The following is a 24,908-nucleotide window of genomic DNA, read 5'->3' as shown; positions in this document are numbered from 1 at the left end:
TGAACGCTATCGCAGTGGGTTGACGCCTCGGGGAATCAAGGCGTGAGCCGCCATGCCCATCAGGGTATCGACGGCGATGGCCAGCAGCGCTGTGGGGATGGCGCCCGCCAGCATGGTTCCGGTATCGTTCAGGTCGATTCCGGTGAAAATCAGTTCGCCCAACCCGCCGCCGCCCACCAGGAAGGCCAGGGGCACGGTCCCGACGTTGATGGCCAGCGAGGTGCGGATGCCGGCGAAGATCACGAAGAGCGCGTTGGGCAGCTCCACCTGCCACAGCACCTGCCAGGCGGACATGCCCACGCCATAGGCGGCCTCCTGCAGGTGTTGCGGGATGGCCGTCAAGCCCGAGTAGGTATTGCGCACGATATACAGGAGCGAAGCGATCCACAGTGCGAAGATGGCCGGCGCGGTGCCGATTCCGAGCAGCGTCATGGACAAGGCCAGCACGGCCAGTGTCGGGATGGTGGTGCCGATGTTGAGTAGTTGCATGACGCCTTCAGCCCAGCGGCGCATGAAGCGGCGGCTCAGTACGATTCCCAGCGGCAACCCGGTGGCGATCGCCAGTCCGCCGGAAATGAGCGTCAGTTCGATGTGCTGGCGGCTCAGGTACAGGATGTCGTCCCCGTGGGAGAGAATGTCATCGGCCAGTCCGCTCATCTGCAACTGAATGCCGACGAGCGCCAGCAGCGCCAGGACCAGCAGGCGTTCGGTCCTGTGGCCGGTCTGCCAAAGTGCGCGCGAGGCCCGGCTCATGGTGCGAGCCTTTGCGATTCGCAGGTGACGGGATGCTTCGCCTGGGTATTTTGATGGACGGGGCCGCCGTCCTGGCTCAGAGCCTGCCGGATCGCCTGCTGCGTGATGGTGCCCCGGTACTGTCCGGCGTGATCCACCACAGCCAGTTCGTCGAGGTTGTGGGTGAACATTTGCGAAACCGCCATGCGCAAGTCGTCGTCCTCGTGAACCTGGCGCTCGGGCGTGTCGCTCCGGGCGTCTCTGTGCCGGCCGTCGTTATTACCGGCGGGTATGGCCGTCATCACGTCTCGTACCGTCATCAGCCGCAGCCGCTTGAGAGTGCGGTCGCAGCCTACGAAATTCGCCACGAAATCATTAGCCGGGCGGGCCAGGACGTTGTTGGGGGTGTCGAATTGCTGCAGGCGGCCCTCGCGGAAGATGGCGATCTTGTCGCCCATCTTGACCGCCTCGTCGATGTCGTGGCTGACGAACAGGATCGTCTTGCCCAGCTTTTCCTGCATCTTCAGGAATTCGTCCTGGATGACTTGCCGGTTGATCGGGTCGATCGCGCCAAAGGGTTCGTCCATGAGCAGCACTGGGGGATCCGCCGCCAGCGCGCGGGCCACGCCGATGCGTTGCTGCTGGCCGCCGGACAGTTCTTTCGGGTAGCGCGCCAGGAATACGGCGGGGTCCAGGGCCACCATCTCCAGCAGCGCTTCGGTGCGCTGCTGGATTCGGCGTTTGTCCCAGCCCAGCAGGCGGGGCACGACTCCGATATTTTCGCCGACGGTCATGTTGGGAAACAGGCCGATCTGCTGGATCACGTAGCCAATCTGCCGGCGTAGGCTGATGGTGTCGTAGTCCGTAGTGTCTTTCTCATCCAGGAAGACCCGGCCCGAACTGGGCGGGATGATACGGTTCACCATTTTCAGCGTGGTGGTCTTGCCGCAGCCCGAAGGGCCCAGCAGGATGCAGATTTCCCCTGCCGCGACTTCCATGCTGATGTGATCGGCAGCGGTGGCCGTGCCTTCGTGGGTGGTGAATGTCTTGGTGAGGTTTTCCAGCCGGATCATGATGTCGGGCCTCCTTTCTGAATGGGGGTCAGGCGGTTTTCACACCAGCCGGCGTGAGTCGGTTCTGCAGCCATAGCAGGAAGAAATCGGCGACGATGGCCAGCACGCTGACAGCGACGGCGCCTGTCACCAGTTGGCGGGGGTCGGTCTGCGAAATGCCTCGGCTGATGAACACGCCCAGGCCGCCGGCGCCGATGTAGGCCGCGATCGCCATGATGCCGATGGAGAGCACGACAGCGCTGCGCACGCCGGCCATGATGACCGGGATGGCCAGCGGAATTTCCACCCTGCCCAGGCGTTGCAGCGGCGTCATGCCCATGCCGCGCGCCGCTTCCCGCAACGCGGGATCGACATTGTTGATAGCGGTATAGGTGTTGCGGATGATGGGCAGTTGCGAATAGAGCAGTACCGCGATGACGGCCGGCACGTAACCGATGCCGTGACCGAACAGGGACAGCACCGGGATCATGACGCCGAAGAGCGCGATCGACGGCACCGTCATGATGATCGAAGCAATGTAGAGCACCAGGTTGGCGGCACGCTGGTTCTGGGTGATGGCGATGCCGATGGGCACGCCCGTCAGGATGGCCAGTCCGATGGCCACTCCCACCAGGGAAATGTGCTCGATCGTGCGGGCGAGGATCAGGTCGCCATGCGCGGCCATGTAGATCAGGGTGTCCACGAATCTGTCTCCTCTTGTGAGGCGTCTGGGTGCCGTGCGTGCAGCTGCCCTTTATGTGGCGGCCTCCGCGGCCGCATGGCCGGGTTCCCGCCTTTGAGCGCCCATAGTAGGGTGTCTATCGGCGCATTGATGCTCTGAAACGGACGTTATATATTCTATTTTTGACGCCACATGGTCGTTGTCGGAAATACGTCCTGCTTCAGGTCCTAACTGTCTCCGGCGTTTCCACGTAGCGTCCGCGCTGGTGCCGGCGGGCGGCGACGGGCGTATGGCCGAAGCGTTCGCGAAAGCGGCGGATGAAGTGCGATGTCCTGGCAAACCCGCAGGCCAGGCTGACTTCCGCCACTGGCATACTGGTCTGTTCCAGCAGGGCGCGGGCGCGCTCCAGGCGCAGGTTCATATAGAAGTCGCCTGGAGGAACGGAGAGGTTCGATCTGAAAAGTCGGTTCAACTGCCGCACTGACAGGCCTACCTGAGAGGCCAGCTGCGCGCCGCTCAGGGTGTCTTCCAGGTGCAATTCCATGCATTCGATGGCGGCCAGCAGATGCGGGTTGTTTACGTTCAGACGGTTGCGCAGCGACAGCCGCTGGCTGGCCTGGGATTTGCGGATTTCGGGATGGATGCATTGCTCCGCTACGGCGGTTGCCAGCCGGTATCCATGCCGTTGGCCGATGAGGTGCATCATCATGTCCAGGCCCGCCGTCCCTCCCGAACAGGTCAGGCGCTGGCCGTCGATTTCGTAGAGTTCGTCGGTAATGTTCAGCAGCGGGAATTCTTCCCGCAGCCCCGCGACGTTTTCCCAGTGGATGGTGCAGCGATGGTTGTCCAGCAGGCCCGCGCGAGCCAGGAACAGCGGTCCGACGGAGGTCGCGCCAAGGTTGACACCGCCTCCCGCCAGCCGACGTAGCCAACCCAGGATGTCCGGCGTGCAGTATGTATTGGCATCGATGCCGGCCACGACAATCAATGTGTCGAGCGCGCCTGGGGCTTCCATGCGGCCGGTGGGTTCGAACAGCAGACCGTTGCTGGCGGGCGCGGCACGGTTTTCCGGCGTGAACATTCGCCAGCGGTAGAGCGGCGTTTCCACCAGTCGGTTGGCCATGCGCAGCGGCTCGAGTACGCCTGAAAACGACAGCATGGAAAACTGCGGGATCAGCAGGAAGCCGAATTCGACAGGTGTCATGTTAGTCTCTGGTGGGTTGCTCCGCTGCCCGTGACGACGGCGCGGCGCAGCGCAAGGAGTCCGGTGGCGGCCGGATTGTCAGTGCGCCAGCCCCGGCAGCATGGCCTTGGCGCCCGCGAACACCATTTCCACCGCGATGGCGGCCAGGATGATGCCCATGACACGGGCCATGATGACGCGCATCTTGGTGGACAGCAGCCTGCCGATCGACGCGGCGAAATACAGCACGGCGAACAGGGCCGCCAGGACGGCGAGCAGCACGACGCCGAAGCTGACGAGGCGGGCGGAGTCCCTGGCCTGGGCGCTGTAGATGATCAGGGTGGCGATCGTGCCGGGGCCGATGATCATGGGGAAGGTCAGGGGGTAGAAGGCGGGATTGTCGTCCGTGCCTTCGGCCGCGGCGGCCGCGGTGTTGGCGCTTTTTTCCTGGGTGGCGCGTTCGTGGGACGTGATCGGCTGGCCGTTGAGCATGGACAGGGCGATGCCGATCAGCACCATGCCGCCCGCCACCCGGAAGGAATCCAGGCTGACGCCGAAAAAGCTGATGATGTGACTGCCGGCCAGGGCGATCACGATGCACATGACGGCGGTGTATCCCAGGATGGCGACCGCCAGGTTGCGCTGTTCAGCCACGGATTTCTGCGCCGTCAGCGCCAGGAACAGCGGCAGGGTGATGAAGGGGTTCATGATGGCGAACAGCGCGCCCAGGAATTTGGTGGCGTAGGCGATATCCATGGCACTTACATGCCGTTGTAGACCGGCCCTTCGCCGCCCTGGGGCGTGACCCAGACGATGTTCTGGGTGGGGTCCTTGATGTCGCAGGTCTTGCAGTGCACGCAGTTCTGCGCATTGATCTGCAGCTTGTCCTCGCCGGTTTCGGTCTTGACGAATTCGTAGACCCCCGCCGGGCAGAAGCGGGCTTCGGGGCCGCCGAACTTGGCCAGGTTGACCTTCACCGGCACGGCCGCGTCCTTCAGCGTCAGGTGGACGGGTTCGTTTTCGTCGTGGTTGGTGTTCGAGATGAAGACGGAGCTGAGCCGGTCGAAGGTCAGCTTGCCGTCGGGCTTCGGATAGTCGATGCGCGCGCATTCGGCAGCCGGCTGCAGACAGGCGTGGTCCGGTTTGCTGCGGTGGATGGTCCAGGGGATGTTGCCCTTCAGCAGCCATTGCTCGATCCCCGTCATCAGGGTGCCGATGGTGCGGCCTTTCTTGAACCACTGCTTGAAGTTGCGGGATTTGTTCAGTTCGGCATGCAGCCAGGACGATTCGAAGGCGGCCGGGTAGGCGGTGAGTTCGTCGTGGCTGCGGCCGGCGGCCAGGGCCTCGAAGGCCGCTTCGGCGGCCAGAGCGCCGGTCTTGATGGCGGAATGGCTGCCCTTGATGCGCGAGGCGTTCAGCACGCCCGCTTCGCAGCCCACCAGCGCGCCGCCGGGGAAGATCATCTTCGGCAGCGACAGCAGGCCGCCGGCCGTCAGGGACCGGGCGCCGTAGGCGATGCGCTTGCCGCCTTCGAGCGTGGCGCGGATGGCGGGGTGGGTCTTGTAGCGCTGGAATTCCTCGAAGGGCGACAGCCAGGGGTTGGCGTAGTCCAGGCCGACCACCAGGCCCACGGCCACCAGGTTGTCGTCCAGATGGTACAGGAAAGATCCGCCGTAGGTGTCGGAATCCAGCGGCCAGCCGGCCGTGTGCATGACGGTGCCCGGGCGGGCCTGGGCGGGATCGACTTCCCACAGTTCCTTCACGCCGATGGCGTAGCTTTGCGGGTCGCGGCCGGCGTCCAGGCGGAATTTTTCGATCAACTGGCGGCCCAGGTGGCCGCGCGAGCCTTCGGCGAAGATCGTGTAGCGCGCCAGCAGTTCCATGCCCGGCTGGTAGGCGTCGGTGTGGCTGCCGTCGCGGGCCACGCCCATGTCGCCGGTCAGCACGCCGCGCACCGCGCCCGATTCCGCGTACAGGATCTCGGCGGCGGCGAAGCCGGGGAACACGTCCACGCCCAGGGCTTCGGCCTGTTCGCCCAGCCAGCGGGTGACGTGGCCCAGGCGCACGATGTAGTTGCCGTGGTTCTTGAAACAGTCGGGCAGCAGCCAGGCGGGCGTGCCGCGGGAGCCGGATTCGGTCAGGAAGAGGAAACGGTCTTCCTGCACCTGCACGTTCAAGGGAGCGCCCTTTTCCTTCCAGTCGGGGATCAGTTCGTTGAGCGCGCGAGGGTCCATCACACAGCCCGACAGGATGTGGGCGCCGATCTCGGCCGCCTTTTCCAGGACGCAGACGCTGACGTCCTGGCCGCGTTCGGCGGCCAGTTGCTTCAGCCGGATGGCGGCCGACAGCCCCGCCGGCCCCCCGCCGACGACGACGACGTCGTATTCCATGGATTCACGTTCAGTCATGATGGATGGCTCCCGTTTTCTGATGCTTGGATTGCCGGCCATTGTATTGCAGATCGGTATACTGCACTTTCGTCCACGGGCCCGCCGGCCCATGTTCAAGGAGCCCTCGATGCCCACGGAAGTCGTTGATATTCAAACACCTTCGGGAACGTTTGAAATCCGGGTCGAAGTCCGCTGGGGCGACATGGATGCCCTGCGCCACGTCAACAACGTGGCCTACTTCCGTTATTTCGAAGAAGCTCGCGTACGTTTGTTTTCCGCCATGGGGTTGGATGGCGCCGGGGGCCGCTTCGGCGTGCTGGCCCACGCCTCGTGTGATTTTCTCAAACCGCTGTTGTATCCTGCCTGTGTTGTCGTCGGCATGAAGCTGCTGCGGGTGGGGCGCACCAGCGTCGAACTGGACTGCTGGATTGCCGATGCGGATGACCCGCGGGCGCTGCATGCCCGGGGGCGCAATGTGCTGGTCTGCGCCGATGGCGCAACCGGGCGGCCGGTTCCCTGGACCGATGCCGACCGGCGTATGCTGATGCGCTGTTTTTCAGCATGAGTCGTATTTTTCAGTTCGTCTCAAAGGAAACGTCGTATGGATAAAGTCTATGAAAGCGCTGCCGCTGCCTTGAAGGGCATCGTGGCCGACAATCAGATGATCGCCGTCGGCGGCTTCGGGCTGTGTGGCATCCCCGAAGCCCTGATCGCAGCGCTGCGGGATTCCGGGGTGCATGGCCTGACCTGCGTCAGCAACAACGCCGGGGTCGATGATTTCGGCCTGGGGCAGTTGCTGGCCACGCGCCAGATCAAGAAGATGATCGCCTCCTACGTCGGCGAGAACAAGGAATTCGCCCGCCAGTACATGGCGAACGAACTGGAGCTCGAATTCACGCCGCAAGGCACGCTGGCCGAAAAGCTGCGCGCGGGCGGGGCCGGCATTCCGGCCTTTTTCACGCCCACCGGGGTGGGCACCGTGGTGGCCGACGGCAAGGAAACCCGTGAATTCAACGGCCGCACCTATCTGATGGAACGATCCCTGACGCCGGACGTCTCCCTGGTCAAGGCCTGGAAGGCCGACCGCAGCGGCAATCTGGTCTTCCGCCGCACGGCGCGCAACTTCAATCCCAACGTCGCGATGGCGGGCAGGATCACCGTGGCCGAGGTCGAGGAAATCGTGCCCACCGGCGCCTTCGATCCGGATGAGATCCACCTGCCGGGCATCTACGTGCACCGCATCGTCCTCAATGCGCATCCTGAAAAGCGCATCGAACAACGCACCATCCGTCAATAAAAAGGGGGCACACAATGGCTTGGGATCGTGAACAGATGGCGGCGCGCGCCGCCAAGGAATTGCAAGACGGGTTCTATGTGAACCTGGGAATCGGCCTGCCGACCATGGTGGCCAACTTCGTGCCCAGCGGCATGGAAGTCTGGCTGCAGTCGGAAAACGGCCTGCTGGGCATCGGCCCGTTCCCGAAGGACGACCAGGTCGACGCCGACCTGATCAACGCCGGCAAGCAGACCGTCACCACGCTGCCGGGCTCCTCGATTTTCGCTTCGGCCGATTCCTTCGGCATGATCCGGGGCGGCAAGATCAACCTGGCCATCCTGGGCGCCATGCAGGTGTCCGAGAAGGGCGACCTGGCCAACTGGATGATTCCCGGCAAGATGATCAAGGGCATGGGCGGCGCCATGGACCTGGTGGCCGGCGTGGGCAAGGTCGTGGTCCTGATGGAACACGTCGCCCGCGCCAAGGACGGCACCGAATCCCTGAAACTGCTGCCCGAATGCACCCTGCCGCTGACGGGGGTCGGGGTGGTCAACCTGATCATCACCGATCTGGGCGTCATGGAAGTCACCGACGGCGGCCTGCGCCTGACCGAACTGGCCCCGGGCGTCACGGTGGATGAAATCCGCGCCAAGACCACCGCCAAGCTGGACACCTCGGCGGTCGCCTGAAGGAAATACCGTGACTCTGTTGCATGCCCTGGCGGCGCCTGCCGATCGCATCGCCGCCTTGCGCGGGCAGCTGGCCCTGGCGGGCCTGCAGGCCTGCCTGGTGCCCACGGCTGATCCGCATCTGTCGGAATACCTGCCCGAACACTGGGCGGCGCGGGCCTGGCTGTCGGGCTTCGACGGCTCGGCGGGCAGCCTGCTGGTGACGGCCGACTTCGCCGGCCTGTGGACCGATAGCCGCTACTGGGTGCAGGCGGAATCCCAGCTGCGGGGTTCCGGCATCGCCCTGATGCGGGCCGGGGCGCCCGACGTGCCCGACATGCTCGACTGGGCCGTGGCGCACCTGCGGCGCGGCGACGGTCTGGCGGTGGACGGCCGGGTGATGGACCGGGCCTCCGCTGCGCGCTGGCGCAAAGCCCTGGAGACCGCCGGCGTCAGCCTGGTGCTGAACCAGGACCCGGTCGGCGCCGTCTGGGCCGACCGGCCGGAGCTGCCGATGGCGGCGGTCTTCGAACACCTGCCGCCGCACGCCTGCCGCAGCCGGGCCGACAACCTGGCCGCCGTGCGCGCCGCCATGCGGGACCTGGGGGCGGATCATCATCTGCTGTCCTCCCTGGACGACATCGCCTGGCTGCTGAACCTGCGCGGGGCCGACGTGGACTACAACCCCGTCTTCCTGGCGCATGCGCTGCTGGATGCCGATCGGGCGCGCCTGTACGTGGCGCCGGGCAAGATCGCCCCGGACCTGGCGGCCCGTCTGGCGGCCGACGGGGTCGAACTGAATGATTACACGGCCCTGGCGGGGGACCTGAGCAGCCTGCCCGTCGACGCGGCCCTGCTGGTGGACCCGGCCCGGGTGACGGCGGGCACCCTGTCGCACGCCGCCCAGGTGCGCGTGATCGAGTCCATCAATCCTTCCCAGCTGCTGAAATCCGTCAAGAACGCGGCCGAGGCCGATAACGTCCGCCAGACCATGGCCCAGGATGGCGCCGCCCTGTGCGAATTCTTCGCCTGGTTCGAAGCCGCCCTGGCGGCGGGCGAACGCATCACGGAAATCGACGTGGACACCCGCCTGTCGGCGGCCCGCGCCCGGCGGCCGGGCTTCGTCAGCCTCAGTTTCGCCACCATCGCCGGCTTCAACGCCAACGGCGCCATGCCGCATTACCGGGCGACCGAATCGTCCCATGCCGTGATCCAGGGCGACGGCCTGCTGCTGATCGATTCCGGCGGGCAGTATCTGGGCGGCACCACCGACATCACCCGCGTGGTGCCCGTGGGCGCGCCGTCGGCGGCGCAGCGGGCCGATTACACCGCCGTGCTGCAGGCGCATATCGCCCTGGCGCGGGCGCAGTTCCCCGTCGACACGGCCTCTTCGGTGCTGGATGCCGTCGCCCGCATGCCCCTGTGGCGGCGGGGCCTGGATTACGGTCACGGCACGGGGCATGGGGTGGGCTATTTCCTGAACGTGCACGAAGGCCCGCAGTCGATCTCGGTGCGGGCCCACGCGCGGCCCCATCAGGGCATGCGGGCCGGCATGCTGACCTCCAACGAGCCCGGCCTGTACCGCGACGGTCAATGGGGCATCCGCATCGAAAACCTGGTGCTGGCCGTGCCGGCGGCGCAGACGGCCTTCGGATCCTTCCTGGGGTTCGAAACCGTCACGCTGTGTCCCATCGACACCCGCTGCGTGGTGCGCGAACTGCTGTCGGCCGACGAGCGGGACTGGCTGGACGGTTACCATCGGCAGGTCCGCGAACGCCTGCTGCCGCTGGTGGACGGCGCCGCCCGCGACTGGCTGCTGGCGCGCACCGAACCGGTCTGACGGGCGGGGCCGGCTCCGTGCCCGGCCTCATTCCGGGTTTCGGGCGGCCTCGCGAAAGAAAGCCCAGAGCGCCGGCGCGGACGAATACGCCACATTGAAGCGGAACCAGCCTTCGTCGCGCCTGTCCGGGTAGAAGTAGGCCCCGGGCGCCAGCCAGATGCCGGCCTTCAGGGCCCGGGCCGCCAGGCCGATGGCGCCGCCCGGGTGATCCAGCGCCTGGCGGGGCCGCGCCCACAGGAACAGGCCCGCGCCGGGTTCGTGGGCGATCTCGAAGCCGGCCTCGCGCATCCTCTGGCAGGTCTGGTCGTGGGCCTGGCCCAGGCGCTCCCGCACGCCGCGCAGGTAGGGGCCCTGCCGGCCGTCGCGCAGGACCTGGCAGGCCGTGCGCTCCATGATCTCCGCGGACGTCAGCCCCAGCGACATCTTGGTCTGGGCGCAGCGCCGCAGCAGATTCGGTTCGCACAGCAGGTATCCGACTCGCAGCGAGGGCATCACGCTCTTGGCGAAACCCGATACGTAGACCACGCGCCGCGTGCTGGCCAGCGCGGCCAGCAGGGGCGCGGGCTCCAGCAGCAGCTCGCGCGACACATCGTCTTCCACGACCAGCAGATCATGGCGTTCCGCCAGTTGCAGCAACCGGAAGGCGCCCGCCATGGTGAAGCTGGCGCCGGTCGGGTTCTGCAGGACAGTGGTGACAAAGACCGCCCGCAGCGGGTGCGCGCCGGCCAGGGCGTCCAGGGCGTCCTCGTCCAGTCCGTCCGGGGTGCGGGGCACGCCATGCGCGATGACGCCGTTCATGGCCAGGATCTGCAGCAGGTTGGCGTAGCAGGGCGCTTCGACGGCGACGTGGTCCCCGGGCTTCAGCGCGGTCCGGATGACGATGTCCAGCGCCTGGGTCGCCCCGTGGGTCAGCAGGATCTGTCCCGCGTCCGCCGCCAGGCCGTAGCCGCCCAGGTGGTGGGCGATGTGCTCGCGCAGGGGGTGGTAGCCCAGCGGGTGTCCGTAGGACGCCATCTGGCCGACGGGCACCCGCACCAGCTGGCGCAGGGCATGCTGCAGGCCGGCTTCGTTGTGCCAGTCGGGCGGCAGCCAGCCGCAGCCGGCCTTGATGGCCATGGAGTGATCGGCGAAGACGTCGGACAGCAGCCAGGCGGGGCCCACCTGCGGCGCTTCCCAGGCGGCGGCCGGCGGCCGGGCCGGGGCGGGGCGGGCGACGCGGTAGTCGATGCCTGGGCGGGATTGCAGACGCCCCCGCGCGACCAGCCGGTTGTAGGCGGTCATGACGGTGAAGGTGGACAGGCGATGGTCGCGCGCGAATTGCCGGACCGAGGGCAGGACCATGCCCGGGCGCAGGATGCGGGCGTCGATGGCCTGTTCGATGGCATCCACGGCCTGGTCGACCAGGGTCCGGCCGTCGGGCGGAGGGCGCTTGGGAGTGAACAGGATCATGACCAATACAGTTGTCGTGATACGGCCAATACAGTGATGGATCCATCCTAGCACTGTGTATGTCTTTTGCGCCATCGCGCGCCCAGAATGGGCTTCATCCTTCCCGGTTCCCTGACTTTGCGAGGTCACATCATGAGTTCCGATACTGCAGTCGCGCTGGATCTGTCCCACTTGTGGATGCCGTTCACAGCCAACCGCCAGTTCAAAGCCCACCCGCGCCTGCTGGCGTCCGCCAAGGGGATGTACTACACCGCCACGGACGGCCACCAGATCCTGGACGGCACCTCGGGCCTGTGGTGCGTCAACGCGGGCCACGGGCGCAAGCCCATCGTCGAGGCCCTGCATCGCCAGGCGGAAAAACTGGACTATGCCTCCAGCTTCAACATCGGCCATGAGGACTCCTTCCGGGCCGCGACCGAAGTCGCCGCCCTGATGCCCGAAGGCATGGACCGCGTCTTCTTCACCAATTCGGGATCGGAATCCGTCGATACGGCGCTGAAGATGGCGCTGGCCTATCACCGCGCCCGGGGCGAGGGCCAGCGCACGCGCCTGATCGGCCGCGAGCGCGGCTATCACGGCGTGGGCTTCGGCGGCATTTCGGTGGGCGGCATTTCCCCCAACCGCAAGGCGTTTTCCGGCGTCCTGCTGCCGGGGGTGGACCACCTGCCGCACACGCACGATCTGGAACACAACGCCTTTTCGCGGGGGCAGCCGGCCTGGGGGGGCGAGCATTTCGCCGACGCTCTGGAAAGCATCATCGCCCTGCACGACGCCTCGACCATCGCGGCCGTGATCGTGGAACCCCTGGCCGGGTCCACCGGCGTCCTGCTGCCGCCCAAGGGCTATCTGGAAAGGCTGCGGGCCATCACGGAAAAGCATGGCATCCTGCTGATCTTCGACGAAGTCATCACCGGCTTCGGCCGCCTGGGCGCGCCGACGGCCAGCAGCTTCTTCGGCGTCAAGCCCGACCTGATCACCTTCGCCAAGGGCGTGTGCAACGCCGCCGTGCCGGCGGGCGGCGTGGCCGTGCGCCGCGAGATCTACGACACGGTCGTGGACGCCAGCCAGGGCGGCATCGAGTTCTTCCACGGCTACACCTTCTCGGCCCACCCCATGGCGACCGCCGCCATCCTGGCCACCCTGGGCATCTACCGCGACGAGGATCTGTTCAATCGCGCCAAGGGCCTGTCCGGCGCCTTCGAGGACGCCGCCCATGCGCTCAAGGGCGCGCGGCACGTGATCGACGTCCGCAACCTGGGGCTGGTGGCCGGCATCGAACTGGAACCCCGTCCCGGGAAGCCCGGCGCGCGCGCTTCCGAAGTCTTCAACCGATGTTTCGACAAGGGGGTCCTGGTGCGCTACACGGGTGACATCATCGCCATCTCGCCGCCGCTCATCATCGAGGAAAAGCAGATCGCGCAGATCTTCGAGACGATCGGAAGCGTCCTGGCGACGGTGGATTGATCATGCCGGCAGGCACGCCGCCGCGATGGCACTGACCTTCGCAGGCTGATTGCCGGCGGCCGAACTTCTCCTTGAGGGGTGATGTCGCCGGCATTTTTCCGTATAATTACATAGGAATGCTATGTAATTGATCGGGAAAAGATATGGACGAACTGGCGGCGGGCGACCCGGTCGGGGCCGAATTGCTGGATCGCATCGTGAGGCTGAACCGCTGGGTCACGCATCACACCACCTGGACGGTGCCTCTGGCGCAGGCGCGGGTGCTGTCGCAGGTCAATGAACTGGAACCCGCGCGCATCGGCGATCTGGCCCAGGCGGAACACTGCAGCCAGCCCACCATGACCGCGCTGGTGCAGCGTCTGCAGGAACAGCAACTGGTGGCTCGCGCCGTCGATCCGGTCGATGCCCGCGCCACGCGGATTTCCCTGACGCCGCAAGGGCGGCGGGTGCTGGCCGATCTGCGCCGGGAACGCGCCCGGGTCGTCGAATCCCTGATCGCGGAATTGCAGCCGGCGCAGCGCCAGGGGCTGCGGGATGCCCTGCAAGCCCTGAGCGGTTTGCTGGACGCGGCCTACCGCCAATCCTCCGGACTTCCGAATCAATCCGTCAGCAAGGAACTTTCTTCATCATGAATTTATTGCGACAACCCAAGGCCGTGCTGGCCGTCGCGTTCGCCTGCGTCATCGCCTTCATGGGCATCGGCCTGGTCGATCCCATCCTCAAGCCCATCGCCGATTCCCTGGGGGCCACGCCTTCCCAGACCTCGCTGCTGTTCACCAGCTACATGGCCATCATGGGCCTGGCCATGCTGATCACCAGCGCGGTGTCCAGCCGCCTGGGGGTCAAGCGCACCCTGCTGCTGGGCCTGGCGGTCATCATCGTCGGGGCCGGGCTGGCGGGGATGTCCGATTCCGTCATGGAAATCGTCGGCTACCGCGCCGTCTGGGGGCTGGGCAACGCCCTGTTCGTCGCCACCGCCCTGGCGGCCATCGTCAGCGCGTCCCGGGGCTCGGTGCGCGACGCCATCATCTTCTACGAGGCAGCCCTGGGCGTGGGCATCGCCGCGGGCCCGCTGATCGGTGGGGTCCTGGGGTCGATTTCCTGGCGCGGGCCGTTTTTCGGAGTGTCGGTGCTGATGGCCATCGCTTTCGTGGTCACGGTGATGCTGCTGCCTTCCGCGGCGGCGGTGGCCCGTCCCAGTTCGCTGCGCGATCCGTTCCGGGCGCTGAAACACCCCGGGCTGCTGGGCGTGGCGATCACGGCGCTGCTGTACAACTTCGGCTTTTTCACGTTGCTGGCCTACACGCCGTTCCCGCTGGACATGAGCGCCCAGCAGGTCGGGCTGGTCTTCTTCGGCTGGGGCGCGATGCTGGCCTTCGCCTCCGTCGTCCTGGCGCCCCGGCTGCAGGGCGGCTTCGGCACGCTGCCGTCCATCGCCATGGCCTTGACGGGTTTCGCGGCGGTGCTGGTCATGATGGCCGTCTGGACCGACAACAAGGCCGTGCTGGTGGTCGGCGTGGTGGCGGCGGGCCTGTTCCTGGGCATCAACAACACCCTGGTCACCGAGACCGTGATGAAGGCCGCGCCCGTCGAGCGCGGCGTGGCGTCCGCCGCCTACAGCTTCGTGCGCTTCAGCGGCGGGGCGGTCGCGCCCTGGCTGGCGGGCTATCTGGGCGAAACCATCAACGATCACGTGCCCTATTGGGTGGGCGCGGCCGCCGTGCTGGCCGGCGTTGCGGTGCTGCTGGCCAGCCGCCGCCAACTGCGCCACATCGACGAATCCCATGATCTGCCGGCCGTATCGGCCGGCGCCCATTCGGCCCCGAAGGCGGAACCCGCGCTGGCCGAGGCGTGATGGCGCGGGCCGCTAGGCCAGCCAGCGCCTGAACCAGGCGATGCTGCGGCTCCAGGCCAGCTCGGCGGCGTCCTTGTCGTAGCGCGGGGTCGAATCGTTGTGGAAGCCGTGGTTCACGCCTGGGTAGATGTGGGCCTCGTAGGTCTTTCCGCCGGCTTTCAGCGCCGCCTCGTAGGCCGGCCAGCCCGCATTGACGCGGGTGTCCAGGCCGGCGTAGTGCAGCAGCAGGGGCGCCCGGATGCGGGGCACGTCCTCGGGACGCGGCTGCATGCCGTAGAAGGGCACGGCCGCCGCCAGTTCCGGGTAGGCGACGGCGGCCGCGTTGGCGACCCCGCCGCCGTAGCAGAAGCCGATGATCCCGGTCTTGCCCGTCGACCCGGCGACGGTCGGCAGGAATTCGACGGCGGCGAAGAAATCGTTCATCAGCTTGACGGGGTCGATCTGCTGCTGCAGTTCCCGGCCCTGGTCGTCGTTGCCCGGGTAGCCGCCCTTGGCGCTGAGGCCGTCGGGCGCCAGCGCCAGGAAGCCGGCCTTGGCCAGCCGCCGGGCGACGTCTTCGATGTAGGGGTTCAGGCCGCGGTTCTCGTGGACGACCACGACGCCGGGGATTTTGCCCGCGGCCTTGGCCGGCCGGACCAGATAGGCGCGTATCGTGCCGTTGCCCTTGGGGGACGGGTAATGAATGTATTCGGCGAGGATGTCCGGGTCGGTGAAGGACACCTGTTCGGCCAGCGCGTAATCGGGCGACAGCGTGGCCAGCAGGGCGGCGGCGCCCAGCCCCCCGGCGGCGTAGCGCGCCGCCCGATTCAGGAATTCGCGCCGGTCGATCAGTCCGTGCGCGTAGAAATCGTAGAGTTCCAGCAGTTCCGGCGCGAAGTCTTTCGCAGTCAATCGGGGCATGGCGTCCTCCCGGGGCTATCCATGGTGGGCTCGTACCATCTTAATCCCGATCCCGTCCTCCGCTCGATGTTACCCTGACTGTTCGACTGGATCGGGATCTGGGACCGCGTGCTGCTGGGGTACTTCGTCGCCCGCGGCGTGTCGCGCCTGGCGCGCTACAACATCACCGCCGAAGCGCTCTCAGAAGGGGACTCATGCTTGTCAGCTACACGCTCCTGGTCACCGCCTTCTTTATCGGGTTTTTCAATCGGTTTGCGCCGGCGACGTTTGCGGCGCCGATCGGTGAAAGCCTGGGACTGGACGCGGCGGCATTAGGCGGGCTCGCAGCCGCGCATTTCTGGGTGTACACCCTGATGCAGGTGCCGGCCGGCGTGGTCATCGATCGTTTCGGCATTCGTGCGCCGGCCATGATCGGCACGCTATTGACCGGTGTCGGCGCCTTGATCCTGAGCGCGAGCGGGAATTACGCGCTTGCTCTGACAGGCCCTTGCCTGGTGGGCCTGGGCATGTCGCTGGTCTTCGTTGCCATGATGAAGAACAACGCCATCTGGTTCGATGGGCGCCGGTTCGGCATGGTGACCGGAGTGACGCTATTGATCGGAACCCTGGGTTCGCTCGTGTCGGAAGCCCCCGCGCGTCTGCTTCTTGAACTGACCGATTGGCGGACGGTCTTCCAGTGGCTCGGCCTGGTGACTGTCGCCGCGGCGCTTCTGATTCTGCTCTTCTGGCGTCCCCCGCCGATGTCCGATGCATTGCGGCGGCGGGCGATGGGGATGCGGCGTGATTCGCCTCACCGGGGCTTGTGGCTGGACGTGATCGGAAGCCGGCAGCTATGGCTGATCCTGCTGGCGATCTCGGGGACGAACGGGACCTTCTACGCTTTCGCCGGCTTGTGGGGTACCCAGTTGTTGAGCGATGGCTATGGTCTGTCGGGCGCCTCGGCGTCGTGGATACTGACGCTGGCGTTGCTGCCCTATGGATTCGGATCGCTGCTCTTTGGCCAATTGTCCGACGGGATGAGGGCGCGCAAGTGTTTCATCTGGCTGTCCTCACTGTGCAATGTCGCGGCCTGGTTCTGGCTGCTGTTCGCCCCTGGCGGCGGATTCACAAGCGGTCTCGTCTGTTTCCTGGCGCTGGGTTTGTCCAGTGGCGCCCAGGTGGCCGTCTCTTTCGCGGCCGTGAAGGAGAGCGTGCATGCGGAACTCGCCGGATCCGCCATCGCCTTCGTCAACATGGGGGTGTTCCTGGTCACCGCCATCGTCCAGACGGCATATGGCTGGTTGCTTGTGTTGGGCGCCGACGTTTCCGCAGCGGCATACCAGACGGCGCTTTGGCTTCCGGCGGGCTTGAGCCTGGTCGGGTTCGTGGCGGCGTTGCGGGTCAGGGAGACTTATTCCTTTGCGTCAGCCTAGGGGCGGCATGTCCGGTCCAGGGGCTGGCGCGCCGGGGGGACCATATGGCCGGGTCGCGCATCACGCCGATGCCGCCAGCTTGACGGCCAGCGCCGTCATGATCAGGCCGACCAGCAGATCCAGCACGCGCCACGCGGCGGGGCGGGCGAACAGCGGCCGCAGCAGCCGGGCGCCGAACCCCAGCGCGAAGAAGAACAGGAAAGATGCCGTGACCGCCCCCAGCCCGAACAGGAAGCGGTCAGGGCCGTAGTTCGTGGAGACGGAACCCAGCAGCACGACCGTGTCCAGGTAGACGTGCGGGTTCAGCCAGGTGAACGCCAGGCAGGTGGCGATTGTGGCGGACAGACTGCTGGTTCCGGCCTCCGCCGGATTCAGCGCTGAGCGGTTGGTGATCGCCGCGTGGAAGCTCTTGATGGCATAGACCGCCAGGAAGAGGGCGCCCGCCCAGGTCATGAGGACCCGGATGCCGGGGGCCGCCGCGATCAGCGCGCCGAAGCCCGCGACGCCCGCGGCGATCAGGACCATGTCGGACAGGGCGCAGGTCAGGCTGACGGCCAGCACGTGCCGCTTCTGCAGGCCCTGCTTCAGGACGAAGGCGTTCTGCGCGCCGATGGCGGCGATCAGGCCGAGGCCGAGGAGAAATCCGGAGATGAAGCCGTTCATGGAGTTCCTGTGTGTGTGCGTGGGCCGGCGCTCAGGACTTTCGGATCACGAGATAGATGCCGATGACGGCGAGCAGGATCCCCGGTATCGACTCCAGCGCCAGCGCCTCGCCTAAAACGAGATATGCGATGAGCGCAGCGACGGGATGAACCGGTTCAGCGTAGCGCTTCTCGATCACTTCGCGGGCATGATCGGGGACCGTTCGTCGAAGAAACGGCCTTGGCGATTCTAACGCCGGTCTCCGCCGTCTTTCGCCGTTGATCCGGGAGCGGGCGATGATCCTCGCCTTCGGGGCGTACCGGAAGCGCGGCCGGCATCGCCTGCCGGGCTTTGTCCTTCGCCAATCTGGCCTATGTGATTGATCGGCAACGGTGCCGCCGCAGGCCTCCTGACGGCCCCGGCGGAGCGGTTATAATCTCGATTTCCCGCTGCGCCCGTCCACACCGGGCACCTATGAAATGACCAAATACGTATTCGTCACAGGGGGAGTCGTCTCCTCCCTGGGCAAGGGCATTGCTGCGGCCTCCCTGGCCGCGATCCTGGAATCCCGCGGGCTGCGGGTCACGATGCTGAAGCTGGATCCCTACATCAACGTGGATCCGGGCACCATGAGCCCCTTTCAGCACGGCGAGGTTTTCGTCACCGAGGACGGCGCCGAGACCGACCTGGATCTGGGCCACTACGAACGCTTCGTGTCGGCCCGCATGCACAAGGTCAACAACTTCACGACCGGCCAGATCTACGAATCCGTGCTGCGCAAGGAACGGCGGGGCGATTACCTGGGCAAGACCGTGCAGGTCATTCCCCACATCACCAATGAAATCCAGGATTTCGTCGCGCGGGGCGCGAAAGCCGCCTACAACGGCCAGGCCGACGTGGCCATCGTCGAGATCGGCGGCACGGTGGGCGACATCGAATCGCTGCCTTTCCTGGAGGCCGTGCGCCAGATGAGCCTGCGCCTGGGCCGCAACCAGTGCGCCTTCGTGCACCTGACGCTGGTGCCCTACATCGCCTCGGCGGGCGAACTCAAGACCAAGCCCACCCAGCACTCGGTGCAGAAGCTGCGTGAAATCGGCATCTATCCCAATGCGCTGCTGTGCCGCGCCGACCGTCCTGTGCCGGACGACGAGCGGGCGAAGATCTCCCTGTTTTCCAATGTGCCCCTGGACGCGGTGATTTCGGTCTGGGACGCGGATTCCATCTACAAGATCCCGGCCATGCTGCACGAGCAGGGCCTGGACAGCCTGGTGTGCGACGCGCTGGCCATCACGCCGCCGCCCGCCGACCTGACCGTCTGGGACCGCCTGGTGCGCGATCTGGAAAACCCCAGCGAGTCCATCACCATCGGCATGGTCGGCAAATACGTCGACCTGACCGAATCCTACAAATCCCTGTCCGAAGCCCTGGTGCATGCGGGCATCCACACGCATTCGCGGGTGCACATCGAATACCTGGATTCCGAGGAAATCGAAACCCGGGGCACCGGCTGCCTGGCGGGCCTGGACGCCATCCTGGTGCCGGGCGGCTTCGGCAAGCGCGGCACGGAAGGCAAGATCAAGGCCATCCAGTACGCCCGCGAAAACGGCATCCCCTACCTGGGCATCTGCCTGGGCATGCAGCTGGCCGTGGTGGAATTCGCCCGCCATGTGGCCGGCCTGGGCGGGGCCAACAGCACCGAATTCGATCCGTCCGCCTCCCACCCGGTGGTGGCCCTGATCACTGAATGGCAGGACCGCGAAGGCAGGATCGAAAAGCGCGATGCCGCGTCCGACCTGGGCGGCACCATGCGCAAGGGCGCCCAGCGCTGCCCGGTCAAGCCCGGCACGCGGGCCTTCGACATCTACGGGGCGGAAGTCAACGAACGCCACCGCCACCGCTACGAAGTCAACAACGTCTACGTGAACCGCCTGGAAGAAGCCGGCCTGGTCATCAGCGCCCGCACGCCCACGGAAAACCTGCCGGAAATCATGGAGATCCCCAGCCATCCGTGGTTCATGGGAGTGCAGTTCCACCCGGAATTCACGTCCACGCCGCGCGACGGCCATCCGCTGTTCACCAGCTACATCCAGGCTGCGCTGGCTTATCAGAAAAGCCGGACCAGCCTGAGCGTCAAGGGGTAGAACCATGCAACTGTGTCATTTCCAAGCGGGCCTGGATCAGCCGCTGTTCCTGATCGCCGGACCCTGCGTGATCGAATCGCGCGAACTGGCCTTTGAGACCGCCGGCATCCTGCAGGAAATGACGCGGGCGCTGGGCATCCCCTTCATCTACAAAAGCTCCTTCGACAAGGCCAACCGCAGTTCGGGGGCTTCGTTCCGGGGGCCCGGCATGGACGAGGGCCTGAAGATCCTGGAAGACGTGCGCAAGCAGCTGGGCGTGCCGGTGCTGACCGACGTGCACGAAACCGGCCAGGCCCGCGAGGTCGCCTCGGTCGTGGACGTGCTGCAGACGCCCGCCTTCCTGTGCCGCCAGACGGATTTCATCCAGGCCTGCGCCGCGACGCTCAAGCCCGTCAACATCAAGAAAGGGCAGTTCCTGGCGCCTGAAGACATGAAGCAGGTCGTGGCCAAGGCCCGCGACGCCGCCATCCAGGCGGGCGGCGACGGCCAGAACATCCTGGTGTGCGAACGCGGCGCATCGTTCGGCTATCACAACCTGGTGTCGGACATGCGCTCCCTGGCCATCATGCGCGACACGCACTGCCCGGTGGTGTTCGATGCCACCCATTCGGTGCAGCTGCCCGGCGGTCAGGGCACCAGTTCCGGCGGGCAGCGTGAATTCGTTCCCGTGCTGGCGCGCGCCGCCGTGGCGGTGGGCGTGGCCGGGGTGTTCATGGAAACCCATCCGAATCCCGAAAAGGCCCTGTCTGACGGTCCCAATGCCGTGCCGCTGGGCAAGATGCGCGCGCTGCTGGACACCCTGGCGGCGCTGGATCGCTGCGTGAAGCAGGGCGGGGCGCTGGATCTGGCGCTGTAGCCGCCGCCCCGATCTGCGCAGTGCATACCTCCGGTATGGGGCTCATGGCCCACAGGCGCGGTTTTCCGAAGTAGACTGACCTTCGGCATCCCCCGCTACAATAGCGGGGTTTCCTTTTCACCCACCCACCCCAAACAGGCAGGACGGTCATACCATGAGTGCAATCGTAGACATCATCGGGCGCGAAATTCTGGATTCGCGCGGCAACCCCACCGTGGAATGCGACGTCTTGCTGGAATCCGGCGCCATGGGCCGCGCGGCGGTGCCGTCGGGGGCGTCGACCGGTTCCCGCGAAGCCATCGAGCTGCGCGACGGCGACAAGTCCCGCTATCTGGGCAAGGGCGTGCTGCGGGCGGTGGAACACGTCAATACCGAGATCTCCGAGGCCCTGATGGGCCTGGACGCCCAGGAACAGACCTTCATCGACCGCACCCTGATCGACCTGGACGGCACGGACGACAAAAGCCGCCTGGGCGCCAATGCGATCCTGGCCGCCAGCATGGCCGTCGCCAAGGCGGCCGCCGACGACGCCGGCCTGTCGCTGTATCGCTATTTCGGCGGCAGCGGCCCCATGCAGATGCCCGTGCCCATGATGAACGTCATCAACGGCGGGGCGCACGCCAACAACACCCTGGACCTGCAGGAATTCATGATCCTGCCGGTGGGTGCGACCAGCTTCCGCGAAGCCCTGCGCATGGGCGCGGAAGTCTTCCATTCCCTGAAGAAGATCATCGGCGGCCAGGGCATGTCCACGGCCGTGGGTGACGAAGGCGGCTTCGCCCCCAACGTCGCCAACCACGAAGCGGCCATCGAACTGATCCTGAAGGCCATCGGCGAAGCCGGCTACGAAGCCGGTTCCCAGATCGTGCTGGGCCTGGATTGCGCCAGCTCGGAGTTCTACCGCGACGGCAAGTACCACCTGGCCGGCGAAGGCGGCATCGCCCTGAATTCCCAGGACTTCGCCAATCTGCTGGCGTCCTGGTGCGACAAATACCCGATCATCACCATCGAAGACGGCATGGCCGAAGACGACTGGGACGGCTGGCGCATCCTGACCGAACAGCTGGGCCGCAAGGTCCAGCTGGTGGGCGACGACCTGTTCGTCACCAACACCAAGATCCTGAAGAAAGGCATCGACCAAGGCATCGCCAATTCGATCCTGATCAAGATCAACCAGATCGGCACGCTGACCGAAACCTTCGCCGCCATCGAAATGGCCAAGCGCGCCGGCTACACCGCCGTGATCTCGCACCGTTCCGGCGAAACCGAAGATTCCACCATCGCCGACATCGCCGTGGCCACCAACGCCATGCAGATCAAGACCGGCTCCCTGTCGCGTTCCGACCGCATGGCCAAATACAACCAGCTGCTGCGCATCGAGGAAGAGCTGGCGGAAGTCGCCGCCTATCCGGGCGCGTCGGCCTTCTACAACCTGCGCTGACCACGACCATGCGCCTGCTCAGCCTGGCCTTGCTGGTCCTGACGCTGGCCACCCAGTATCCTTTGTGGTGGGGCAAGGGCGGCTGGCTGCGGGTTCAGGACCTGCAGGCGCAAGTGCAGCAGGAAACCGACAACAATCAGGCGCTGATGGCCCGCAACAATGCCTTGCAGGCGGAAGTCCAGGATCTGAAGACCGGGATTTCCGCCGTCGAGGAACGCGCCCGCGGCGAACTGAACATGATCCGCGAAGGCGAATATTTCGTCCAGATCCTGCCGCGCACACCCGGCGGGCAGTAGCGGTTCAAGGCGCGCAGGCCTCCGGCGTGCCGCCTGTTGTGTCCTGGCCGGGCGCCGTCGCGTCCGGCTTTTCCATTTCCCATTCCGTATCCGATGGATCCGCAGGGGGCGCCTGCCCTGTCTCGGGCGTCGTTTCGCCTGGCGCCTGGGCGCCGGAGGAGCCGGAAGGCGCGCTTGCGCCGTCGGCGGGCATGCCGGCCGGGACGTCCGGCGGGGCGGACCCGGGGACGGTCGCCGGCCCTCCGTGGACGACGCGCCCGTCGGGCAGGTCCGGCCAGGAGGCCGGGTGGGACTGCATCCCCAGGCGAATGCGGCGGCGGAATGGCAGGTAGCCCTTTTCCATCATCCGCCGCCCGATGGGGTCGCCATGCAGGGGCGCCAGGGCCCGGACGACGGCCGATACCCCGGGCGCCAGGGGGGCTTGCGGCCACCAGAGATCCATCAGCAAGGTATTGGCTTCGAAGATCGTCAGGCCCGATTGCGGCCCGCGTCCCTCGGGCCAGCCCTGCCGGAGCCGTCGCGCGTGCTGCGCGGCCTGGTAGTCGTTGCGGATCAGGGCCTGCGCCGGATGAGCGCGCGGAACGGGAAGCGCCGCGTCGGCGTGGTCCAGAAAGGCCGCGGGGCCGGGCTGCCGGATGCGGATCTGCCAGGGGATGCCCAGGGCGTGGCGCCGGACCTGCAGCGCCCGGGTTTGCGCGGCCGGCCGGATGTAGATTGCGCGCAGGCCCTGTTCGAAGGCGTCGGCGATGGCTTGGGGGCTGGCCTGGCGAGTGATGCCCGCGCGGGCGGCGTCCATCAGCGCCAGGCTGAGGGTCTGGCGCAGATTCATCCAGTGCGCCAGTTCGATGCCGCCCAGCCCCAGGCCCAGGATGGGGGCGAGGACGGCGAGAAACCCCGCCATGCCCGCGCCGCGTTGCGCGGATGGGCCGCCCGCATGAAACGGATGCGCTGTGTCTGAGAACGCCATGGCCCGCTGCCTCTCGTGTGTGCCGGGAAGTGCGAGGCAGTATGGGGCCGCCCGGCCGCGCCGGGTAGTCGGGAAGCTCCGCTATGGCAAAAGCGCGTGCGGGGCCTTGTCAGTGGATGGAATCGGACCCGGGCGCCGGCCGCTGTTCGGGCGTGTCCAGAAACAGGCCGGCGCAGTCCACGGCGTCGAAATCGTAGGGCTTGCCGCAGAAGTTGCAGGCGATGTGCACGCGCCCCTGTTCGGCCAGGATGGAGTCGACTTCGGCTTGCCCCAGGCTGCGCAGCATGTCGGCCACGCGCTGGCGGTTGCAGGGGCAATGCCAGCGGACCGGCTGGTCGGGGAAGGCCAGCAGGTCGTCTTCCCAGAACAGTTTGCGGATCAGCGCGTCGGGCGCGTCGGCCAGCAGTTCCGCGGGCTTCAGCGTGTCCGCCAGGGCCTGGCAGTGCGTCCAGGTGGCCTCGGCCGTGTCGGCCGGGATGGGTGTGCCGTCGGCGGCGGTCCGCCCCGGCATGCGCTGCAGCAGCAGTCCCGCGCAATGACGGTCGTCGGCGGCCAGCCACAGACGGGTGTCCAGTTGTTCGGAATGCTTCATGTAGTGTTCCAGCGTGGCGGCCACGGTGTCGCCTTCCAGGGGGACGATGCCCTGGTAGGGCGTGGCGCCTTCCTGGCGCCCGGCGGGATCCAGCAGCACGGTGAAGCGGCCCTGGCCATCGGCATTCAGCAGGGACTGCAGCGTGGCGGCCTCGGGCACGACGGCGGATTCCCGCAGGTGCGCCGTGGCGCGCAGTTCCAGCGCGGCGGTGCATTCCACCATGATCAGCCGCACGGGGCCGTTACCCTGCAGCTGCAGGACCACCGACCCGTCGAACTTGATGTTGCCGGCCAGCAGGACGGCCGCGGCGGCCAGCTCGCCGAGCAGGCCGACGATCAGCGGCGGCAGGTCCTGGTGGGCCAGGCCGGTGCGCCAGGCTTCTTCCAGGCGTAGGGTCTGGATGCGGGTGCTGTGGTCGGCAGTCAGGTATTTCTTCAGGAAATCGCTCATGTGGGCAGTCTTAGGTCATGCAGTTCGGTGCCCAGCAGGCGGTCGTGCAGGAATTGCTGCTGCGGGTCGAACCAGGTCCAGATGAAAATTGAGAAAGGGGCGGCCACGATCAGCAGGTCCAGCGAGGGCCAGCCGATCGCCCGGGACAGGGCGCCGATCAGCAGCGCGGTCAGGAGCGGCAGCGGCCACAGCAGCACGTAGCGCAGCGCCATGCGCGAGCCGCGCAGCGGCTGGCCGCCCCGGTCGGTCAGGCGGATGTCCCAGGTCTTCATGGGCAGGGTCTGGCCGCCGCGCCGCCAGCAGGCCAGGAAGTACACCCCCATGGCCAGGAACAGGAACACCTGGCGGGAATGGCGCAGCATCAGGCCGCTGCGGCTTTGCGTCAGGGTGTCGAACAGATACCCGGCCAGGAAGACGACCCCGAACAGCAGCACGCCCTCGTACATCATGCAGGCGAAGCGGCGCAGGCGGGAAGGGGCGAGGGGAACGGCGGGCAGGGTGGCGGTGGCTGGCATGGCGGCGGGTGGACTGGGAAGCACGCCATTATCCCATGCCGCGGCCATGGCGACGGCTCGTCGGGCGCGGGCGGATTGCGGGCAAGAGAAAGGCCGCCTGAATCA

Annotated in this window: 25 protein-coding genes and 1 pseudogene; 13 read left to right on the top strand and 13 right to left on the bottom strand. The window is 66.6% G+C overall.

Annotated elements, in window-relative coordinates; translation table 11 throughout:
* Positions 1 to 6 precede the first annotated feature (6 nt).
* The 6 genes from Q0263_RS09225 to Q0263_RS09200 form a co-directional block, all read right to left on the bottom strand.
* A complete protein-coding gene (locus Q0263_RS09225; RefSeq protein WP_298015481.1) occupies positions 7 to 753 on the bottom strand; it encodes an ABC transporter permease in 747 nt (248 codons plus the stop codon).
* Positions 750 to 1,805, bottom strand: a complete 1,056-nt coding sequence (locus tag Q0263_RS09220; protein ID WP_298015480.1) for an ABC transporter ATP-binding protein — start codon at positions 1,803 to 1,805, stop codon at positions 750 to 752. Before Q0263_RS09220 ends, Q0263_RS09225 begins: the two co-directional genes overlap by 4 nt.
* A 28-nt stretch (positions 1,806 to 1,833) precedes the next feature.
* Positions 1,834 to 2,469, bottom strand: coding sequence for an ABC transporter permease (locus tag Q0263_RS09215; RefSeq protein WP_298015690.1), 636 nt, complete (start codon positions 2,467 to 2,469; stop codon positions 1,834 to 1,836).
* Between the two features lie 217 nt (positions 2,470 to 2,686).
* The gene (locus Q0263_RS09210) at positions 2,687 to 3,670 is read right to left on the bottom strand and encodes a GlxA family transcriptional regulator (protein ID WP_298015479.1); all 984 of its coding nucleotides are present in this window, start codon (positions 3,668 to 3,670) and stop codon (positions 2,687 to 2,689) included.
* Positions 3,671 to 3,748: 78 nt separating this feature from the next.
* Positions 3,749 to 4,405, bottom strand: a complete 657-nt coding sequence (locus tag Q0263_RS09205; protein WP_298015478.1) for a MarC family protein — start codon at positions 4,403 to 4,405, stop codon at positions 3,749 to 3,751.
* A 5-nt stretch (positions 4,406 to 4,410) separates the two neighbouring features.
* Positions 4,411 to 6,057 carry an electron transfer flavoprotein-ubiquinone oxidoreductase gene (locus Q0263_RS09200; protein ID WP_298015477.1) on the bottom strand — a complete coding sequence of 549 codons (1,647 nt, stop codon included), beginning with the start codon at positions 6,055 to 6,057 and terminating at the stop codon, positions 4,411 to 4,413.
* Between Q0263_RS09200 and Q0263_RS09195 the strand changes: the two genes are divergently transcribed.
* The 4 genes from Q0263_RS09195 to Q0263_RS09180 are packed head-to-tail and all read left to right on the top strand — an operon-like array spanning position 6,056 to position 9,823.
* A complete protein-coding gene (locus tag Q0263_RS09195; protein ID WP_298015476.1) occupies positions 6,056 to 6,604 on the top strand; it encodes a thioesterase family protein in 549 nt (182 codons plus the stop codon). The two genes, Q0263_RS09200 and Q0263_RS09195, sit on opposite strands and share 2 nt — an antisense overlap.
* Before the next feature lie 36 nt (positions 6,605 to 6,640).
* A complete protein-coding gene (locus Q0263_RS09190) occupies positions 6,641 to 7,336 on the top strand; it encodes a CoA transferase subunit A (protein WP_298015475.1) in 696 nt (231 codons plus the stop codon).
* A gap of 14 nt (positions 7,337 to 7,350) precedes the next feature.
* Positions 7,351 to 8,004, top strand: coding sequence for a CoA transferase subunit B (locus Q0263_RS09185; RefSeq protein ID WP_298015474.1), 654 nt, complete (start codon positions 7,351 to 7,353; stop codon positions 8,002 to 8,004).
* A gap of 28 nt (positions 8,005 to 8,032) precedes the next feature.
* Complete coding sequence (locus Q0263_RS09180) at positions 8,033 to 9,823, top strand: aminopeptidase P family protein (protein ID WP_298015689.1); 1,791 nt, start codon at positions 8,033 to 8,035, stop codon at positions 9,821 to 9,823.
* A 27-nt stretch (positions 9,824 to 9,850) separates the two neighbouring features.
* On the opposite strand, the gene Q0263_RS09175 is transcribed toward Q0263_RS09180, so the two are convergent.
* Entirely contained in the window at positions 9,851 to 11,272 is a 1,422-nt protein-coding gene (locus tag Q0263_RS09175; protein ID WP_298015473.1) for a PLP-dependent aminotransferase family protein, read from the bottom strand.
* A 177-nt stretch (positions 11,273 to 11,449) separates the two neighbouring features.
* Here Q0263_RS09175 and Q0263_RS09170 point away from each other — a divergent pair, with 177 nt between their 5' ends.
* From Q0263_RS09170 to Q0263_RS09160, 3 genes are all read left to right on the top strand, one after another.
* Positions 11,450 to 12,736 carry an aspartate aminotransferase family protein gene (locus tag Q0263_RS09170; RefSeq protein WP_298015688.1) on the top strand — a complete coding sequence of 429 codons (1,287 nt, stop codon included), beginning with the start codon at positions 11,450 to 11,452 and terminating at the stop codon, positions 12,734 to 12,736.
* A 143-nt stretch (positions 12,737 to 12,879) separates the two neighbouring features.
* Positions 12,880 to 13,368 (top strand): MarR family transcriptional regulator, encoded by a 489-nt coding sequence (locus tag Q0263_RS09165; protein ID WP_298015472.1) that lies wholly within the window; start codon positions 12,880 to 12,882, stop codon positions 13,366 to 13,368.
* Positions 13,365 to 14,591: an MFS transporter gene (locus Q0263_RS09160; RefSeq protein WP_298015471.1), complete on the top strand. Its 1,227-nt coding sequence runs from the start codon at positions 13,365 to 13,367 to the stop codon at positions 14,589 to 14,591. The genes Q0263_RS09165 and Q0263_RS09160 overlap by 4 nt, the downstream gene beginning before the upstream one ends.
* Before the next feature lie 12 nt (positions 14,592 to 14,603).
* On the opposite strand, the gene yghX is transcribed toward Q0263_RS09160, so the two are convergent.
* Positions 14,604 to 15,491 (bottom strand): YghX family hydrolase, encoded by an 888-nt coding sequence (yghX, locus tag Q0263_RS09155; RefSeq protein WP_298015470.1) that lies wholly within the window; start codon positions 15,489 to 15,491, stop codon positions 14,604 to 14,606.
* 93 nt (positions 15,492 to 15,584) lie between these two features.
* Between yghX and Q0263_RS09150 the strand changes: the two are divergent.
* Positions 15,585 to 15,680, top strand: a pseudogene (locus Q0263_RS09150) (CDP-diacylglycerol--serine O-phosphatidyltransferase); the annotation flags it as partial.
* A gap of 5 nt (positions 15,681 to 15,685) precedes the next feature.
* Complete coding sequence (locus Q0263_RS09145) at positions 15,686 to 16,903, top strand: MFS transporter (protein ID WP_298015469.1); 1,218 nt, start codon at positions 15,686 to 15,688, stop codon at positions 16,901 to 16,903.
* 60 nt (positions 16,904 to 16,963) lie between these two features.
* Here Q0263_RS09145 and Q0263_RS09140 read toward each other — a convergent pair whose 3' ends face one another.
* Positions 16,964 to 17,566 (bottom strand): LysE/ArgO family amino acid transporter, encoded by a 603-nt coding sequence (locus Q0263_RS09140; protein ID WP_298015468.1) that lies wholly within the window; start codon positions 17,564 to 17,566, stop codon positions 16,964 to 16,966.
* Between the two features lie 31 nt (positions 17,567 to 17,597).
* On the bottom strand, positions 17,598 to 17,744 hold the full coding sequence (locus tag Q0263_RS09135; RefSeq protein ID WP_298015467.1) for a hypothetical protein: 147 nt from the start codon (positions 17,742 to 17,744) through the stop codon (positions 17,598 to 17,600).
* Positions 17,745 to 18,024: 280 nt separating this feature from the next.
* Here Q0263_RS09135 and Q0263_RS09130 point away from each other — a divergent pair, with 280 nt between their 5' ends.
* From Q0263_RS09130 to ftsB, 4 genes are all read left to right on the top strand, one after another.
* Positions 18,025 to 19,686 carry a CTP synthase gene (locus Q0263_RS09130; protein ID WP_298015466.1) on the top strand — a complete coding sequence of 554 codons (1,662 nt, stop codon included), beginning with the start codon at positions 18,025 to 18,027 and terminating at the stop codon, positions 19,684 to 19,686.
* A gap of 4 nt (positions 19,687 to 19,690) precedes the next feature.
* Positions 19,691 to 20,542: a 3-deoxy-8-phosphooctulonate synthase gene (gene kdsA, locus Q0263_RS09125; protein WP_298015465.1), complete on the top strand. Its 852-nt coding sequence runs from the start codon at positions 19,691 to 19,693 to the stop codon at positions 20,540 to 20,542.
* A 154-nt stretch (positions 20,543 to 20,696) separates the two neighbouring features.
* Positions 20,697 to 21,983 (top strand): phosphopyruvate hydratase, encoded by a 1,287-nt coding sequence (gene eno / locus Q0263_RS09120; protein WP_298015464.1) that lies wholly within the window; start codon positions 20,697 to 20,699, stop codon positions 21,981 to 21,983.
* A gap of 8 nt (positions 21,984 to 21,991) precedes the next feature.
* Positions 21,992 to 22,279, top strand: a complete 288-nt coding sequence (gene ftsB / locus Q0263_RS09115; protein ID WP_298015463.1) for a cell division protein FtsB — start codon at positions 21,992 to 21,994, stop codon at positions 22,277 to 22,279.
* A gap of 4 nt (positions 22,280 to 22,283) precedes the next feature.
* On the opposite strand, the gene Q0263_RS09110 is transcribed toward ftsB, so the two are convergent.
* The 3 genes from Q0263_RS09110 to Q0263_RS09100 all read right to left on the bottom strand — a co-directional run bounded on the left by Q0263_RS09110 (position 22,284) and on the right by Q0263_RS09100 (position 24,803).
* A complete protein-coding gene (locus Q0263_RS09110) occupies positions 22,284 to 23,180 on the bottom strand; it encodes a hypothetical protein (RefSeq protein WP_298015462.1) in 897 nt (298 codons plus the stop codon).
* A 175-nt stretch (positions 23,181 to 23,355) separates the two neighbouring features.
* Positions 23,356 to 24,288, bottom strand: coding sequence for an Hsp33 family molecular chaperone HslO (locus tag Q0263_RS09105; RefSeq protein WP_298015461.1), 933 nt, complete (start codon positions 24,286 to 24,288; stop codon positions 23,356 to 23,358).
* Positions 24,285 to 24,803: an RDD family protein gene (locus Q0263_RS09100; protein WP_298015687.1), complete on the bottom strand. Its 519-nt coding sequence runs from the start codon at positions 24,801 to 24,803 to the stop codon at positions 24,285 to 24,287. The genes Q0263_RS09105 and Q0263_RS09100 overlap by 4 nt, the downstream gene beginning before the upstream one ends.
* Between the last annotated feature and the right edge of the window lie 105 nt (positions 24,804 to 24,908).

It is taken from the genome of uncultured Castellaniella sp. (genome assembly GCF_937988725.1).
GTDB lineage: Bacteria > Pseudomonadota > Gammaproteobacteria > Burkholderiales > Burkholderiaceae_B > Castellaniella.
The sequence above is the reverse complement of the archived record's forward strand: the minus strand, read 5'-3'. Positions and strand labels throughout refer to the sequence as shown.